Annotated in this window: 17 protein-coding genes; 3 read left to right on the forward strand and 14 right to left on the reverse strand. The window is 67.3% G+C overall.

Going from position 1 to position 16040, the window contains the following annotated elements; all coding sequences use genetic code 11:
* From HT102_RS16335 to HT102_RS11690, 8 genes are all read right to left on the reverse strand, one after another.
* On the reverse strand, positions 1 to 349 hold a 349-nt coding region (locus tag HT102_RS16335), incomplete at its 3' end, for a hypothetical protein (protein WP_192039619.1).
* Positions 350 to 452: 103 nt separating this feature from the next.
* The gene (locus tag HT102_RS11660; protein ID WP_192039620.1) at positions 453 to 644 is read right to left on the reverse strand and encodes a hypothetical protein; all 192 of its coding nucleotides are present in this window, start codon (positions 642 to 644) and stop codon (positions 453 to 455) included.
* 117 nt (positions 645 to 761) lie between these two features.
* Entirely contained in the window at positions 762 to 1076 is a 315-nt protein-coding gene (locus HT102_RS11665; protein ID WP_192039621.1) for a Rieske (2Fe-2S) protein, read from the reverse strand.
* Positions 1073 to 3556: a nitrite reductase large subunit NirB gene (gene nirB, locus HT102_RS11670; RefSeq protein WP_192039622.1), complete on the reverse strand. Its 2484-nt coding sequence runs from the start codon at positions 3554 to 3556 to the stop codon at positions 1073 to 1075. The genes HT102_RS11665 and nirB overlap by 4 nt, the downstream gene beginning before the upstream one ends.
* 306 nt (positions 3557 to 3862) lie before the next feature.
* Entirely contained in the window at positions 3863 to 4618 is a 756-nt protein-coding gene (locus tag HT102_RS11675) for a decaprenylphospho-beta-D-erythro-pentofuranosid-2-ulose 2-reductase (protein WP_192039623.1), read from the reverse strand.
* Complete coding sequence (locus HT102_RS11680; RefSeq protein ID WP_225443596.1) at positions 4615 to 6048, reverse strand: FAD-binding oxidoreductase; 1434 nt, start codon at positions 6046 to 6048, stop codon at positions 4615 to 4617. The genes HT102_RS11675 and HT102_RS11680 overlap by 4 nt, the downstream gene beginning before the upstream one ends.
* Before the next feature lie 11 nt (positions 6049 to 6059).
* On the reverse strand, positions 6060 to 6614 hold the full coding sequence (locus HT102_RS11685) for a TetR/AcrR family transcriptional regulator (protein WP_192039624.1): 555 nt from the start codon (positions 6612 to 6614) through the stop codon (positions 6060 to 6062).
* An 11-nt stretch (positions 6615 to 6625) separates the two neighbouring features.
* Positions 6626 to 7144: an SRPBCC domain-containing protein gene (locus tag HT102_RS11690; protein WP_192039625.1), complete on the reverse strand. Its 519-nt coding sequence runs from the start codon at positions 7142 to 7144 to the stop codon at positions 6626 to 6628.
* A 109-nt stretch (positions 7145 to 7253) separates the two neighbouring features.
* On the opposite strand from HT102_RS11690, the gene HT102_RS11695 reads away from it, so the two are divergent.
* Positions 7254 to 7739, forward strand: a complete 486-nt coding sequence (locus tag HT102_RS11695) for a GtrA family protein (protein ID WP_333473408.1) — start codon at positions 7254 to 7256, stop codon at positions 7737 to 7739.
* Between the two features lie 179 nt (positions 7740 to 7918).
* On the opposite strand, the gene HT102_RS11700 is transcribed toward HT102_RS11695, so the two are convergent.
* From HT102_RS11700 to HT102_RS11715, 4 genes are all read right to left on the reverse strand, one after another.
* Positions 7919 to 8506 carry a dTDP-4-dehydrorhamnose 3,5-epimerase family protein gene (locus HT102_RS11700; protein ID WP_192039626.1) on the reverse strand — a complete coding sequence of 196 codons (588 nt, stop codon included), beginning with the start codon at positions 8504 to 8506 and terminating at the stop codon, positions 7919 to 7921.
* A complete protein-coding gene (rfbA, locus tag HT102_RS11705; RefSeq protein WP_192039627.1) occupies positions 8493 to 9377 on the reverse strand; it encodes a glucose-1-phosphate thymidylyltransferase RfbA in 885 nt (294 codons plus the stop codon). Before rfbA ends, HT102_RS11700 begins: the two co-directional genes overlap by 14 nt.
* A gap of 101 nt (positions 9378 to 9478) precedes the next feature.
* On the reverse strand, positions 9479 to 10672 hold the full coding sequence (locus HT102_RS11710) for an ABC transporter permease (RefSeq protein WP_192039628.1): 1194 nt from the start codon (positions 10670 to 10672) through the stop codon (positions 9479 to 9481).
* Entirely contained in the window at positions 10669 to 11556 is an 888-nt protein-coding gene (locus HT102_RS11715; RefSeq protein ID WP_192039629.1) for an ABC transporter ATP-binding protein, read from the reverse strand. The genes HT102_RS11710 and HT102_RS11715 overlap by 4 nt, the downstream gene beginning before the upstream one ends.
* Before the next feature lie 343 nt (positions 11557 to 11899).
* Here HT102_RS11715 and rfbB point away from each other — a divergent pair, with 343 nt between their 5' ends.
* Entirely contained in the window at positions 11900 to 12886 is a 987-nt protein-coding gene (rfbB, locus tag HT102_RS11720) for a dTDP-glucose 4,6-dehydratase (protein ID WP_192039794.1), read from the forward strand.
* Positions 12887 to 13007: 121 nt separating this feature from the next.
* Here rfbB and HT102_RS11725 read toward each other — a convergent pair whose 3' ends face one another.
* Entirely contained in the window at positions 13008 to 14090 is a 1083-nt protein-coding gene (locus HT102_RS11725) for an NAD-dependent epimerase/dehydratase family protein (protein WP_192039630.1), read from the reverse strand.
* Between the two features lie 198 nt (positions 14091 to 14288).
* Between HT102_RS11725 and HT102_RS11730 the strand changes: the two genes are divergently transcribed.
* Positions 14289 to 15410, forward strand: a complete 1122-nt coding sequence (locus HT102_RS11730) for a glycosyltransferase family 4 protein (protein ID WP_192039631.1) — start codon at positions 14289 to 14291, stop codon at positions 15408 to 15410.
* Between the two features lie 62 nt (positions 15411 to 15472).
* Here the strand turns inward: HT102_RS11730 and HT102_RS11735 are convergent, their stop codons facing one another.
* Positions 15473 to 15925 carry a DUF4383 domain-containing protein gene (locus HT102_RS11735; protein ID WP_192039632.1) on the reverse strand — a complete coding sequence of 151 codons (453 nt, stop codon included), beginning with the start codon at positions 15923 to 15925 and terminating at the stop codon, positions 15473 to 15475.
* Between the last annotated feature and the right edge of the window lie 115 nt (positions 15926 to 16040).

A 16040-nucleotide genomic window follows, 5' to 3' on the forward strand; every position in this document is an offset into this window, starting at 1 on the left:
TGTCGAGGTCGGTGAAGATGCCCACCACCTGCGGCATGAACTGGGCGCCCGGCAGCACCAGATCGACCGGCGAGGCTCCGCCTGACGTGGAGATCGCGATCTCGCTCTTCGTCACCACCACGCGCAGCGACTCGCACTCCGCCATCGCCTCGCGCGGCTGGGACCACACCACCGCATTGCGCGAGATCACCTGGGCGTCGGTGGCGGTGGCGCGGACCTGCATGCCGAAGCGGGTGGCGTCGGGCCCGCCGGGCGGGCTGGTGGCGGCGAGGATGAATCCGGCGAGGCCGGTGCTCACCGCTACCAGACGAGCCAGCCGTACCGTGCGCGCATCCCTTTTTGTAGCCACGGGAACTGATGGTATTCGGCCCCCGCGGACGACTACGCCCCGGCCAAGGCTGGCCGGGGCGTGTCGGGGATCGCCGGGGCGGTCCCGGGGCTAGCGAGGGCGACTACTCGCGCGGGTAGTCGTCATCGTCGGGGACCTCCTGGAGCTGCTCCGCGAGATCCGCCTCGTTCGCCTCCATCGTGCGGGATCCCGTGTCTGTGGTGTCCTCATCCTCGGGGCGCACCGGGGTGGCCTGCTCGATCCGGTCAGCCTCGGAGGCGTCAAAGCCATAGGACGAGGATGCGCGTGAGGTCATCAGGTCCCTCCTCGTATTGTTCGCGGAAGCCAGCCCGGCCGGGCCGTGCCATCCGTTCCAGTCTACGGAGCAGGCGTCCGCGGGGCACGACAATGCTGTTGCCCGATCTGGCAGCGCTCACACGGTGACGAGGATCGTTCCATCGCGGACCTCGGCATGATGCACGGCGGCCGGCGCGATATCGCCGGAGGTGCATTCACCGGTGGCGAGCGAGAAGCCGTACTGGTGGAGCGGGCACACCAGGACGGTGTTGTCGATCTGGCCGTCGGCGAGCGGGCCGCCCCTGTGCGGGCACACCGCGGCGGTGGCGCGGACAGTGCCATCGGGTAGCAGGAACACCGCTATCTGCTGGCCCTCGACGACGTAGGCGCGCCCCTCGCCGGGGGTGAGGTCGGTGACCGGGCCGACTGCAATGGCGTGCCGTGTGCTCATCGGACCGGCACCTGGGGCAGGGGCAGCAGCGGCAGGGCTGAGGCGAACTGCGCCGGCGAGCGGGGCTCGGTCCGCTCGAGCCACGGATCGCGGTACCCGTCCACGGACTGCTGCAATCGCTCATCGAGGGTGGCCGCGATGCCGTCGCTGTCGTCGATCAGCACGGCGCGCAGTGCATCGAGCCCGATGCGGGGCACGAAGTCATAGGTGCGCTCCAGCCATTTGCCGTTCTCCCGGTAGTACTGCACGAATCGCCCGGCGAGCCGCAGCACCGCATCGGCCGAGCCGACGGTGGCGAGCAGGTCGCCCTTGCGGATGTGGGCGCCCGCCGCGCCGCCGACGTAGATCTCCCAGCGGCCATCGCCGACCGCCACGACGCCGAGGTCCTTGCACAGCGCCTCGGAGCAGTTGCGGGGGCATCCCGCGACCGCCATCTTCAGCTTCGCGGGGCACTCGAGGCCCTGCAGGCGCTCCTCGATGCGGATGCCGAGCGCGGTGGAGTCGTCGAGGCCGTAGCGGCAGAAATCGCTGCCCACGCACGTCTTCACCGTTCGCATGGACTTTCCGTACGCAAAGCCGGACGGCATGCCCAGATCGCCCCACACCTTCGGCAGGTCCTCCTTCTTGATGCCGAGCAGGTCGATGCGCTGCCCGCCGGTGACCTTCACCATGGGCACGCTGTACTTCTCGGCGACATCGGCGATCTTGCGAAGCTGCTCGGGCGTGGTGACGCCGCCCTTCATCTGCGGCACCACCGAGAACGTGCCATCGCGCTGGATGTTGGCGTGCACGCGATCGTTGATGAACAGCGCGCCCCGCTCATCGACCCAGTCCGGGCCCCACACCGTGCGCAGCAGCGAGGCGAGCGGCATCTTCGCCGCAGCGTCCTCCCGGCCGCCCTCGGCGAGTTCGGCGAAGACCTGCGAGACGGCCCGCAGATCGCGCGCCCGGATCTCGGCGATCAGATCAGGCTTGGACAGCGGGATGCACGGCACGTACCAGTCCGCGGCGGGATCCTTCTCGAGAGCTCCCCCGGCCGCGCAGGCGACCACCTCGCCGACCAGGGCCTTGCAGGAGCCGCAGCCCTTGCCGGCCCGGGTCCGCGCCATGACATCGGTGAGCGACTTCGCGCCATGCTCGACGCAGGCGACGATTGCGCCCTTCGTCACGCCATTGCAGCTGCACACCTGGGCATCGTCGGCGAGATCGGCGGCGCCCTGCCCCGCTGGCGCGCCACCGAGGTCGAACAGCATGCTGATGCGTTCCTCCGGCAGCTCCGCCTTGTCGTCGAACACCTGGCTGAGGTACCCGATCTTGCTGATGTCCCCGAGCAGCATCGCCCCGATCAGCTTGCCCTCGCGCACCACCACGCTCTTGTAGACGCCTGTGCTGGGCTCGTAGAACTGGACGAACTCGTCATCCTCGCGCTCGGGGCCCTTCACGCCCATCGCGGCGACATCGATGCCCGCGACCTTCAGCTTCGTCGTGATCCGCGAGCCGTGGTAGGCCGCCCGGGGGTCAGCACCGGTGAGCACATCAGCGAGCACCACCGACTGCTCCCACACCGGAGCCACGAGGCCATATACCTCGCCGCGATGCTGCACGCACTCGCCGACCGCGAAGATCGCCGACTCGTCCTCGCAGCGCATCTGGTCATCCACGACGATGCCGCGCTCCGCCACCAGGCCCGCGGACTGCGCCAGCGCCGTGCTAGGCCGGATGCCCGCCGCGACCACCACCATGTCCGCATCGAGGCGCGACCCATCCGCGAACCCGACGCCCGTGATGCCACCGCCCGCGTCGCGCAGCACCGCGGTGGTGCGCGCCCCGGTGTGCACTCGGATGCCGAGCTTCTCGATCTCCTTGCGCAGCACCCGGCCCCCGCGCTCGTCGAGCTGCTGGTTCATCAGGTGCCCGGGCGAATGCACCACCTCCACCTCGAGGCCCTGGGTGCGCAAGCCGTATGCGGCCTCGAGCCCCAGCAAGCCGCCACCGATCACCACGGCATGGGTCTTGTCGCGCGAGTGCGCGAGCTGCAGCATTCCGTTGGTGTCCTCGATGTTGCGGAAGCCGAACACGCCCTTGAGCAGATGCCCGTCGGTGCCGCGGAGGCCATCGATGTTCGGGAAGAAGCTCGACGAACCGGTCGCGATCACCAGCACGTCATAGTCGACGATGCGGCCGCTCTCGCACGCCACCTGCTTGGCGAACCGATCCAGCCGCACCGCGCGATCCCCAGCGTGCAGGGTGACGCCGTTCTCCCGGTACCAGCTCATCGGGTTCAGCAGCAGATCATCGTCGTCGATGGTGGCCTCCCCGGCCAGCACATGCGACAACATGATGCGGTTGTAGTTGCCGTACGGCTCATCACCAATCATGGTGAGGTCGAACAGGTCCCCGCCACCGCGGGCGATGATCTCCTCGACCGCCCGCGCGCCCGCCATGCCGTTGCCGATGACGAGCAGCTTCCTGGCTGTCATGCGACCACCAGCCCGCGATCGATGACCACCTCGCCCGCGAACGGGAAGGCGCCCTGCAGGAACCGTGGAGTGAACGACATAGCGTCCAGGCTCGTCGCCGTCGGTGTCACGGCGACTACCCGAGCGTTACGCCACCGTCAGGAAGTGCTCACAGCGGCGCGAGGCGGCTGGTGCAGGGGGGTGCCCCGTCGGCAAAAGCACCGGAAGTTGCTAAACGCGATAGAAAATCCAAGGGTTTCCGAACCACTTCCAGTGCTTTTGCCCAGCGGACGGCCCCAGCGGACGGCCCCAGCGGACGGCGCGAGCCTAGATCGGCAGCTTGCGGAACAGCGGCCGGGGCACGTGGCGCAGCGCCGACATCACGTAGCGGTACGCCGCGGGTGCCCACACCAGTTCCTTGCCGCGGCGGGAGGCCTTGACGGCGATGCGGGCGACCTCATCGGCGGTGATGGTCATGGGTGCCTCGTCCATGCCGTCGGTCATCTTGGTGCGCACCATGCCGGGCCGCACGACGGTGATGACGACGCCGTGGGGCCGCAGTGCCTCGCCGAGGCCGAGGTAGAAGCCATCGAACCCGGCCTTGGAGGAGCCGTAGACGAAGTTGGAGCGGCGCACGCGCTCCCCGGCGACCGAGGAGAACGCGATGATGCGCCCATGCCCCTGGGCCTTCATCTTCTCCCCGAGGATCACTCCGGCGGAGACGGCGGCGGTGTAGTTGACGGTGGCGAGCTTGACCGCCTCGTCCTGGTTCTGCCACAGCTCCTCGGCATCGCCGAGCAGGCCGAACGCGACGACGGCGACGTCGACGTCATGGCCGGAGAAGGCCTCGTCGAGGGCCTTCTGGTGGCTGCTGGTATCGAGCGCGTCGAAGTCAACGAGGGTGACGGTGGCACCAGCCTGCCGCAGCCGGGTGGCCGCATCATCGCGACGGTCGGAGGGGCGGGCGGCAACGATCACGCGCAGCGGACCCGCCGTCAGGTACTCATCGGCCACCGCGAGCGCGATGTCGGACGTGCCGCCGAGCAGCAGGATCGTGTTGGGGTTGCCTACAGCATCAATCACAGGAGTTCCAGCCTTCTGGCGAGATCGGAGACAAAGACACCATTGGGGTCCACGGACCGGCGGACCTTGATCCACTCGTCGATCCGCGGATACATCGCGTGGAAGGTCTCGGCGCTGGTGCGGGAGTCCTTGGCGAGGTAGAGGCGGCCGCCCATCTCGAGGACGCGGCGGTCGAGGTCGCGGACGAGCTCGTGCAGGCCGGGCTTGATGGGGAAGTCCACGCAGATGTTCCAGCCAGGCATGGGGAACGACAAGGGAGCGTCGTTGCCGGGGCCGAAGCGCTTGAACACGTTGAGGAACGAGTAGTGGCCGCTGTGGGCGATGTCGTGGATGATGCGCCGGAACTCGTCGACGGCGCTGATCGGCACGATGAACTGGTACTGCAGGAAGCCCACATCGCCGTAGGCGCGGTTCCATTCCCCGAACAGGTCGAGCGGGTGATAGAACTGCGTCAGGTTCTGGATCTTGTTCCGGTAGGTGCCGGACTTCTGGTACCACAGCTCGCCGAGCATCCCGAAGGTGAGCTTGTTGCCCAAGCCGTTGGGGAAGATGTCGGGCAGGGTCATCAGCGTCGGCGCGTCGAACTTCAGCGGGTCCTTCTGCAGCTTCTTGGGCAACTGATCGAATGTCGCCAGCGAGCCGCGCGAGATCGCGGCGCGACCGAGCTTGGGCCCCTTGGAGATCGCGTCGAACCAGCCCGACGAGTAGTCGTAGTCCTCCTCGCTGCCATCGCTATGCAGGGCGATCGTCTCGTCGAGATCGCGGGTGCGATCGCCGTCCGCGATGAAGTACGCCGTCTCCGTGGGGGTCATCTTGATGACCGCGCGCAGGATGATGCCGGTGAGGCCCTGCCCGCCCACGGTTGCCCAGAACAGCTCGGAGTCCTTGCCGCGCGGCGTGATGGTGCGGATCTGCCCATCGGCGGTCAGCAGGTCCATCGACACGACGTGGTTGCCGAAGCTGCCCGCGCTGTGATGGTTCTTGCCGTGGATGTCGGAGCCGATGGCCCCGCCGACGGTGACCTGCCGGGTGCCGGGAAGCACGGGCACCCACAGGCCGAACGGCAGCGCGGCCTTCATCAACTGGTCGAGGTTCACCCCGGCGTCGACGTCAACGAGCTGCGTGTCCGCATCGATCGAATGGATCGTTCTCAGCGGGTTCATGTCGATGACGAGGCCGCCACCGTTCTGGGCCGGATCGCCATAGGACCGCCCGAGCCCGCGCGCGATGATGCCGCGCTTGAGGTAGGACGGGGCGTTCTCGGCCTTCTCGTTCGCCATGCGAACTGCCTTGGCGATCAGCTCGATATCGGGCGTCGAGAGGACCTCGGCGGTAGTGGGCGCGGTACGTGCCCAGCCTGTGAGGGTGCGCGTCTGCGTGGGCAGCTCCGGCGAGAAGCCCGGGGCCCCGGAATTCGTGGTCGTGGACATCACGGTAGAGATTACTCGCCCGGTGCCGCTTCGGGTGGGTGGACAGCCGGGTTTGGTGCGGTCGCGGCGGTGAACACGCGGGCGCCGGTGGCCCACAGCGCGTCGAGGTCCGACCCTGGCGGGTAGCGATTGTCCAGCTCAAGGATGGTGGTGCCGTGCGCGAACGACCACAATGCCTGCGCTGTCAAAGGATCGCCGGTGACGATCCAGAATGGCTGGCCCGCCCATTCCTCCAGCCCTTCGGGCAGTTGGTCGCGGGGAAGTTCCCCGCTCGTGGCGAGCCGGTAGAGGTGCGGGCGCTCCGTCGCCAGGGCCCGGTAGGCGGCCAGCAGCGCGCGCACCGAGTCGGTGGCGGCGTGCAGGGCGAGGCCGGATTGGTGCAGGGCATCAGTGATCAGCACGGCGCGGATGGCGTCGCGGCTCGCGAAGTGCTTGTACAGCGATGGTGCCTTGATGCCGAGCTCGCGGGCAAGGGCGCGCATGGTGACCTCCTCCCAGCCGTGGGCGTCGAGGATGTAGTGCGCGGCGTCGGCGATCTCGCGGGCCCGGGGGGCGAGGCTGGTCACGGCCGGGCAGCTTACCTCGCTGCTTGCTGCTCGGAGCGCTCCCTCAGCGCACGGTTCATGGCGTCGAAGCTATCGCGCACATCGAGCGAGTTGCCGGCGAGGGGCACGAGTGCGCCGCGAAACTGCTCGCCCTGCACGAGCCGCGTCTGTCCGCCGGGCAGTGCCTCGAGGAGGAAGTAGTGCTCGCCATCGACGATGCCGGGGGCGAGGAAGCGCCCGATCCAGCGGAGCTCGCGGGCTGGTTCAGCGACGGTGATGCGCGGCTCGAACGTCATCGCGGACCCGTTGTTGTCGATGGTATTGCGCAGCCGGGTACCGGTGGTGGCGGTGCCGGCCGAGGAGGTGATGAAGGGGTTCCACTGCTCGTAGGACTCGAAATCGGTGAGCGTGGCCCATACGGCCTCGGGCGGAGCGTCGATGGTGATGGCTGTCTCGATGCCTGGCTTGGCGATGACGGTGTAGAGGTAGCTGCCCGCGGCCGCGGCGACGATGGTCGCGAAGGCGATCGAGGTGGTGAGGATGATGCGCATGGTTGCTCCTTGGCTAACGATGTTAGCTTCAATGCTAGGCTAACGACGTTAGCCGCGCAATGGGTAGCAAGCCGCGCCCCGTGGCCATGCTGCGCGATACGCTCGACCCGTGACCCGACAGCCGCACCAGCCCCCCGAGCAGCACCACGAGGTGCCCCTGCCCGTCGAACTGCCCCTCGACGAATACACCAGCACCGCGGACGTCGACCTCAAGACACAAATCGTCCGGTTCGGCGTCACCGGCGGGCTCTCCGCCATCGTCGACTTCGGCAGCTTGCTGATCCTCCGCTACTTCGGCCTCCCCTTCGAAGTAGCCAAAGCCATCAGCTTCATCTTCGGCACCACCACCGCCTACATGATCAACCGGCGCTGGACCTTCAAGGCCCAGCACAGCAACAAGCGCTTCGCCGCCGTCGTCGGCCTCTACGGGCTCACCTTCGTCCTCCAGGTCGGCATCAGCGCCCTCATCTTCTACAGCCTCGAAGGCCGGTGGAACGAGCTCATCGTCACCACCATTGCCTTCGTCATCGCTCAAGGCATCGCGACGATCATCAACTTCATCGTCCAGCGCGTCGTGATCTTCCGCATCCACTAGCGGGGTGGGGCAGGCTGGGCCTGCGGCGCGTCCAGCCGGTAGAGCTGGCAGCTGCCACCCATCTGCCACTCCTGCCACTGAAATATCCGTGGCAGCCTCGCATAGGGGTGGCAGCTGGGCGGCAAGGGTGGCAGCTCCGCTGCCAAGCGGACCACGATCGGCGGGCAGGCGCGGGCGGGCTACCCCTCGAACTGCGGCAGGATCCCGGCGTCGAGTGCTTCCTGCAGCGACGGCGCGGCATTGTCCTTGTCGGAGAGGACCGGGGTGAGCGGGCGGCCAGTGTGGCCGAGCCGGGGCCAGCTGATGCCGAGGGCGGGGTCGAGGGGGTCGATACCGTGCTCGGCAGCCGGGTTGTAGCCACTGGTAACGAGGTACGCGACGGTGGCGGTCTCGCTGAGCGCGAAGAAGCCATGCCCGAGGCCGACGTCGAGGTAGATGGCGCGGTGAGAGAGATCGTCGAGCAGCACGCTGTCCGACTGGCCGAAGGTGGGGGATCCGACGCGGATGTCGACAACGACGTCGAGGATGGCCCCGCTGACGCACGTCACGTACTTGGCCTGGCCGGGCGGCACGTCCGCGAAGTGGATGCCGCGCAGCGCGCCCTCGGTGGAGGTGGACATGTTGGCCTGCTCAAGCTTGAACCGGTGCCCGGTGGCCTTCTCGAACGCTTCCTGCTTGAACCATTCATGGAACGAGCCACGGTGGTCGCCGAAGAGACGGGGCGTTATCTCCCACGCGCCCGCGATGCTGAGTTCACGAAATTCCATCTGCAAGCTCCCGGTGCATGAGGTCGATCAAGTACTGGCCGTATCCGGATTTCACGAGCGGCCCGGCGCGTTCAAGGAGCTCGTCCTCGGTGATGTAGCCGCAGCGCCAGGCGACTTCCTCGGGCGCGCCGATCTTGAGGCCCTGCCGGTGCTCGATGGTCCGCACGAAGTTCGACGCCTCGAGGAGGGAGTCGAACGTGCCGGTGTCGAGCCAGGCGGTGCCGCGCCCGAGCTTCTCCACCGTGAGACTGCCGGCGCGCAGGTATTCGAGGTTGACGTCGGTGATCTCGAGCTCGCCCCGCGGTGATGGCTTGAGCCCGCGAGCGATCTCCACGACGTCGTTGTCGTAGAAATACAGGCCGGGGATGGCGTAGTTCGATTTCGGGCGCGCGGGCTTCTCCGCGAGAGAAACAGCGCGGCCATTCTTATCGAACTCGATCACGCCGTAGGAGCGGGGATTGGACACCCAGTATCCGAAAACCGAGCCGCCGGTGATAGAGGAGAATCGGGCGAGGCTGGTCCCGGTCCCGGGGCCGTAGAAGATGTTGTCCCCGAGGATCAGGGCGACGGGGCCGTTGCCGATGTGGTCGGCGCCGAGGGTGAACGCCTGGGCCAGGCCTTTTGGCTCCTGCTGAACCTTGTAGGTGATGGAGATTCCGAACTGGCTGCCATCTCCGAGCAGGCGAATGAACTGCTCCCGATCGTGGGGGGTGGTAATTATCAGGATGTCGCGAATTCCGGCGAGCATGAGCGTGGAGAGCGGATAATAGATCATCGGCTTGTCATAAACCGGAAGCAATTGCTTGCTCGTGCCCAGGGTGATCGGATGCAATCGCGAACCGGTGCCGCCCGCCAGGATTATTCCGCGCATGCCGCAATACTGTCAGGTTCGAGGCCGGATGCAAGCCACTTCGCGAGCGCGCCGCCACCCCTTCCCGGCACAGGGCGGCGCAGTGCCCAGCGTTGCCGGGCCTATCGTCGCAGGGCCTCCCGCCACGGGATCCGCGCGCCCATGCGCAGCACCGAGTTGCTGTAGATGCGAGCAGCGAGCAGGGAGATCCCCGCGCATGCCAGCACCATGAGAATGAGCGACCCGGCGATCTCGATGGCCGATGCCTCGCCCGTAGCGACCCGGATCGGCATCGCGAACGCGGAGAACGGAGGTACCCACGCCGTCACCACGGCCAGCGTCCCTCCAGGATTGGACAGGTTCACGACGCTCGCGCCCAGGCACGCGAACATGACCATGATCACCGGGGCCTGCACCGACTGGACTTCCTCCTGGCGGGAGACCAGAGACCCGGCCGCGGCGTACAGCAGCGCGAAGAACAAGTAGCCCAGGATCGCCCACACCACCAGCGAGGCGAACGTGGCGGCCTCGCCACCGGAGACCGAGAGCAACCCCGTCAGGCTCGCGACCACCAGGCCCACGGCAGCATAGGTGAGCACCTGCAGCAGCCCCGCCGCGCCGATGCCCAGAACCTTTCCCCACAGCAACTGCAAAGGCTTGATCGTCGACAACAGGATCTCGACCACCCTGCTCGACTTCTCCTCCACGACGCCCATCGCCACGTACATGCCGAAGCCAAATACCAGCCCGGTCAGCAGGTACAGCACAACGGCCGCGATGATGATCTGCTGCGTCGCATCCGAATCCGGCGGATCAGCGACCTCCACCTCGACTCCCGCCGCAGCGTCCGCCGCGAACGCGCCGGGGTCCACGCCCTGTGCCTCCAGCGCGTCCTCGACGGCCAGCGCGCCCGCCGCGGACTCCAGCACCGCCACCATGGGAGGCTCCAGCGGCTCCACGCTGTAGGCGCCAAGGACAGTGCCATCGCGGCCCAGCAACGCCACCCCGGCATCCTCGTTGTCCACCCAGGCGCGCGCCTCCTCGACGCTCTCGGCCTCCCGCGCCTCCACGAGCACTCCGAGCGCCTCGCCCGATGCCTCGACGGCCTGCGCCTCCACCGACAAGCCCGGCGCCACCGCCACCACTGTGGGATCCGGTTCCCCATCGCCCCGGAAAATCGAGAACGCCACCAGGCCGCCCACGATGATCACCAGCGTGATGATGTTGCCCACTACGAACGACTTCGTGCGCACCTGAGCCCGGAACTCCCGCAGGGCCACCAGGAGAACTGCCGAACTGCGCTGGCTGCCGCTCATGCCGCCACAACCTCCCGGTACAGATCCGCCAACGACGGCACGTGCGACGCGAACCGCTCCACCCGGCCGGTACCCAGCGCCGCCCGAAGCACCGCCTGATCATCAACCCCAGGCTCCAGTTCCAGCACGACAACACCATCGGTTTCGCTCACCAGCTGAACGCCCTCCACGCGAGGCACCCACCCCGGCGGCGCATCCGGCACCCACAGCTCCAGCATCCGGCCACCCCGCGACCGCAGCTCCTCCACCGGGCCCACCGCGCGCATCCGGCCCTCCTTGATGATCCCCACCCGATCGCACAACTGCTGCACCAGCTCCAGCTGATGGCTCGAGAACACCACCGGCATCCCCTCCGTGGCCTTCTCCCGCAACACCTCAGTCATCACATCCACGGCCACCGGATCCAGCCCCGAGAACGGCTCATCCAGCACCAGCACCGACGGATCATGCACCAGCGCCGCCGCGAGCTGCACCCGCTGCTGATTGCCCAGGCTCAACGCCTGCAGCTCCATCGCGCGCTTGTCCTCCAGGCCCAGCCGCTCCGTCCACCGCTCCATCGCCGACCTCGCATCCTTCGGCGACAACCCGTGCAACCGCGCCAGGTACACCAACTGCTCGCCCACCCGCATCTTCGGATACAAGCCGCGCTCCTCCGGCATGTATCCGATCCGCTGCCGCACAGCCAGATCCACCGGCGAGCCATTAATCGTCACCGACCCCGAATCCGAGGCCAGTACCCCCAGGATGATGCGCATCGTCGTCGTCTTGCCCGCGCCATTCGACCCCACGAACCCGAACAACTGGCCCGCGTCCACCGAGAACGACACGCCGTCGAGCGCCAACACGTTCCCGAAACGCTTGCTGACCGAATCAACCTCCAGCACCCCGACCGCCCTCCAGCCATCTGCCCGCCAACGAGACACACTGTGACCAATACGCTAGCCGGGGGCGCGGCGGTGCGCAGGGCGAAGCGTGGGATGTCCGGTTTGGGGTGGTGGGGGCGTCGGGCGGGGTGGTTGCGGCCTCGGGCGGGGCGGTGGCGGCGTCGATCCGGGAGGTGCCCACGTCGAGCCAGGCGGCGCGCGCGATCGTGAAGATCTGGCCACGCTGGAGGTGGCTGGAATTACACGATCGGCCGAGGCGCTGCCTGGTCAGGCCACCGCACCCACCCGAGCCGCCCTAGGCTGTAGAAGCATCGTTCCGGTTTTTGGCGAAGGTGGGTTGAGCGTGCGGGTTCTGGTGACGGGCGGGGCGGGGTTCATTGGTGCGAACTTCGTGCATCTGACGGTGCGGGAGCGCCCGGATGCGCGGGTGACGGTGCTGGACAAGCTGACCTATGCCGGCCGTTGGGAGTCGCTGGCGCCGGTGGCGGACCAGGTTGAGCTCGTGCAGGGCGATGTCGCGGATGCAGCGCTGGTCGATGAGCTGGTCGCTCGCCACGATCTGGTGGTGCATTTCGCGGCCGAGTCGCACAACGATAATTCGCTGCGTTCGCCGGAGCCGTTCATCCACACGAACATCATGGGGACGTTCGTCCTGCTCGAGGCGGTGCGCAAGCACGGGGTGCGGCTGCATCACATCTCCACCGACGAGGTGTTCGGGGATCTCGAGCTCGATGATCCGGAGCGTTTCAGCGAGGAGACGCCGTATCGCCCGTCGAGCCCGTACTCGTCCTCCAAAGCATCCGCGGACCTGCTGGTGCGCGCCTGGGTGCGCTCGTTCGGGGTGGCGGCCACGATCTCCAACTGCTCCAACAACTACGGGCCCTACCAGCACGTGGAGAAGTTCATTCCGCGGCAGATCACCAACCTCCTCACCGGGCGTCCCATCAAGCTGTATGGCGCGGGCGAGAACGTGCGCGACTGGATCCACGTCGATGACCACAACCGTGCCGTGTGGATGATCATCGACCACGGCAAGCTAGGGGAGACCTACCTTATTGGCGCGGACGGCGAGAAGTCCAACAAGGACGTCATCGCCGACATCCTCGACCTCATGGGTCACACCTTCGACGAGGTGGAGCACGTCACCGACCGGCCCGGCCACGACATGCGCTACGCCATCGACGCCACCCGCCTGCGCACCGAGCTCGGCTGGCAACCACACTACCGCGACTTTCGCGACGGCCTCGCCGCCCCCATCGACTGGTACCGCGACAACGCCGACTGGTGGCAGCCCGTCAAAGACGCCACCGAGAAGCAGTACGAGGGATAGGGGAGCGGGGCGCAGCGGGAGGCTCGCGGCAAAGGCCTATGAGACTCAACAGAACGTGGCCCGAAACGGGGCAAATCGTTTCGTTTCATAGGCTTTTGTCAGCAGGACTAGCCCGCCCCAGCTAGCCGCCCTGCGCGACATATTGCTGGTGGAAGGCTGTCATGGTCTCGCGGAGCAGGTCGGGGAGGTTCTTGCGCGGGGTCCAGCCGAGCTGGATCTTGGCGTTCTCGATGTTGGGCATGCGCCGGTCGCAGTCCTCGTAGCCGGGGCCGTAGAAGTCGAGGGAGGAGACGGATTCGATGGGATGGTCGCGGTAGCCGTCGTCTCCGGTGATGGTGGCGTAGATGCCGCGCATGAGCTCGGCGAGCTCGCGCATGGTGACCTCGTTGCCGGGATTGCCGATGTTGAAGATCTGGTTCTGCGCGTTGGTGGGGTTGTCGAGCATCAGCATGAGCGCGTCGACGGCGTCCTCGATGGAGACGATGGTGCGGCGTGCCTTTCCGTCATCGACGAGCCGCATGGGGGTGCCATCGATGAGGGCGGACATGAAGGACGCGAGCACTCGCGGCGTGCCCTCGCCGTCGTGGCCGGGCAGGTAATCCATGCGTGGCCCGAAGAAGTTCAGCGGCCGCACGAGGGTGTAGGGCATGCCGGTCTCTTCGTGATAGGCGTGGATCAATCGTTCCATGACTTGCTTGGCTGATGCGTAGGTCCAGCGCAGGTTGGAGATCGGGCCCATGATCAGGGGCGTGGAGTCCTCGCGCAGCTCGTAGAGGTCTGGATCGTCGTAGGTGTTGCCCGGCAGGTAGCTCGCGATGGTGCGTCCGTACACCTCGCTGGTGGAGAAGTGGATCAGCCACTTCTGGTGCTGGGCGCACAGCACGGGCACCTGGTAGGTGTCGAACAGGTTGGAGTGCAGCACGCGCAGAGGGTGGGACACGTACTCGGCGGGGTTGCAGATCGCCGCGAGGTTCATGACGACGTCCGCGCGGGCGATGTGCGGCTCGAGCGCGGCGATGGCCTCGGGGCTCGCGAGGTGCGCGCGGTGGAACTCGAATCCTGGATGGTCGAGGTGGTTGTCGATCTTCGCCGAGGAGGTGTCCCACCCTGTCACGCGCACCCCGGGGATGGCGAGCACTCGGTCGAGGAGGTGGCTGCCGATGTAGCCGCCGCATCCAAGGATGAGGATCCTGCTAGCGATCATGGTGCTCAATTCCTCCTGCCTCGCGAGCTCGTGCCATCGGTGCGGCCGAGGCTCGTGCCGTGAGGGGTATTCTGCCGTTTTCGTAACGTTCCAGCGGGCTAGCGCGTTCTCGGCGGTGTGTCGCGCCGGAAGCTGTGGCAGAGTCCGCTGGCAGCGGCGATACGGCCGTGGGTGGCATAGCAGGAGGGAATCGTCCCCATGAACGATCGGCGGGGCCTGAAGGTCCACATCATCGGGTTCTCGTCGTCGAACAACTCGCTCACGAGGGCCTTGAGCCACGGTCTCGCTGCGCAGGAGATCGCTGACGCTGAGATCCATGCGTTCCTCACCGGGGCCCTGTGGGTGGGCGCCTCGAAGTATCCCTTTGACGTGCAGGTGTTCGGGAAGAAGGAGATCCAAGGGCTGGCCCGGCGCATCGCCAGGGAAGCGCGGGAGCGCCCAGTGGTGGTGTGGCTGTGCAAGGGGCGGTGGCCGCTCGACCGCATCGCGGCGGCGCTCGAAGGATCATCCGCCATGGTGATCGCGGACTTCAGCGACGATGAGCGGGCGCTCTCCGACGCCGTTCGCGATCATGGCCTGCTCGGCAAGATCCTGCTGCTCCCCCTGATCAAGCACAGCCCCGCCGGGACCACGCGCTCCCAGCGGGCCGTGCTCGAGCGAGCGGATGCCGTGACCGCGGTCAGCCAGCACCTCGCGGGCGTGCTCGCGCAGCAATACGGCGCCCCGCGCTGCCCCACGCGCCTCATCCCGCACACGCGGCTGGACTTCCCGGGCGGCCCGACAGGTACCCGCGCCACCGCCGATCGCATCCGGGCCGGCTTCTTGGGAACAGTCCGCCAGCACAAGCGGCTCGACCGACTGATCGACCTGACTCGGCGCGACCGGCGGATCCACGGGGTGGTCTACCGCCAGCACGGGGTGACGATCCCCGGCGATGTCGCCGACCGCTGGACCCTCATCGATCCCGATACCCCGCTCCATGAGGCCTACGCGATGATCGATGTGCTGGTCATCCCCTCGGAGGAGGACGTCGCCATCACCGCCTCGCAACTGCCAGCGAAGCGCGTGGATGCGGCGGTCGCGGGCTGCGCCGTCCTGGCGACACCGACCCCGGCGATCAGCGAGTACGCCCGCGACGCGATCCTCGCGGTGCACGACTGGGCGGACCAGAGCGAGCTGTCAGGCTTGCTGGAACCAGGACGCATCCGCGAATCAGGGCAACGGATGCGGGCGCTGTACGAGGACCGGTTCAGCCCCCGGCGTACCTCGGCCCAGCTCGCGGCACTGCTGTCCGAGCTGGGCATCGCGGTGCCTAGGTAGGTCGTGCACGGCCAAGGCCCCCCGCAGATCATGCGAGGGGCCCCGGTCGTGTTCCTGCTGGGTCAGCTCGTGGCCTTCTCCAGCTTGGTGGCGGCGATGCCCGCACCGACCATCACGGCGCCGAGCACGAAGTGCAGCCAGTTGTCAGCAGTGTTGAGGCCGACGAAGTTGAAGTTGCTGTCCAGATCGATGACCAGGCCGTAGATCCACAGCACGAGGTAGACGGCACCGCCGGCCAGGAGGAACCAGCGGGCTCCGGCCGCGGTGCGGGCCAGGACGAGGCCGACCACGCCGAACAGCAGGTGCACGATGTTGTGCAGCACGGAGACGGCGAAGATCCCGAGCAGCTGGGCGTGCTCGGCGCCGTGGCCGTGGCCGGCGAAGGCAAGGTTGTCATAGTTGGTGGTGATGCCCGGAATGAACCCGAGGATGCCGACGAGGATGAACACGGCACCAAAGACGCCGGCGATGATCTGGCCGGTGGACTTGCCGTTGAGTACTGCTGGACGGGTCACTGGTGTGATCCTTTCGGTTGGTTGCGCTTCTGCGGGTCATTCGCCGACCAGGTGCAGGGTGGATTGGCCGCTGACGTGCGGCAATGATCACACCGACGATGCGGAACGGATCCGC

The sequence above is a fragment of the Lolliginicoccus lacisalsi genome (assembly GCF_014841105.1).
GTDB classification, from domain to species: Bacteria; Actinomycetota; Actinomycetes; order Mycobacteriales; family Mycobacteriaceae; genus Lolliginicoccus; species Lolliginicoccus lacisalsi.

Bases quoted from the DNA above. Each gene is read 5' to 3' on its own strand.
- HT102_RS11690 (WP_192039625.1), bottom strand. From the start codon at position 7,144: ATGCGCATCATCCTCACCACCTCGATCGCCTTCGCGACCATCGTCGCC.
- HT102_RS11660 (WP_192039620.1), bottom strand. From the start codon at position 644: ATGACCTCACGCGCATCCTCGTCCTATGGCTTTGACGCCTCCGAGGCT.
- HT102_RS11730 (WP_192039631.1), top strand. From the start codon at position 14,289: ATGAACGATCGGCGGGGCCTGAAGGTCCACATCATCGGGTTCTCGTCG.
- HT102_RS11700 (WP_192039626.1), bottom strand. From the start codon at position 8,506: ATGGAATTTCGTGAACTCAGCATCGCGGGCGCGTGGGAGATAACGCCC.
- HT102_RS11665 (WP_192039621.1), bottom strand. From the start codon at position 1,076: ATGAGCACACGGCACGCCATTGCAGTCGGCCCGGTCACCGACCTCACC.
- HT102_RS11710 (WP_192039628.1), bottom strand. From the start codon at position 10,672: ATGAGCGGCAGCCAGCGCAGTTCGGCAGTTCTCCTGGTGGCCCTGCGG.
- nirB (WP_192039622.1), bottom strand. From the start codon at position 3,556: ATGACAGCCAGGAAGCTGCTCGTCATCGGCAACGGCATGGCGGGCGCG.
- HT102_RS11680 (WP_225443596.1), bottom strand. From the start codon at position 6,048: ATGTCCACGACCACGAATTCCGGGGCCCCGGGCTTCTCGCCGGAGCTG.
- rfbA (WP_192039627.1), bottom strand. From the start codon at position 9,377: ATGCGCGGAATAATCCTGGCGGGCGGCACCGGTTCGCGATTGCATCCG.
- HT102_RS11725 (WP_192039630.1), bottom strand. From the start codon at position 14,090: ATGATCGCTAGCAGGATCCTCATCCTTGGATGCGGCGGCTACATCGGC.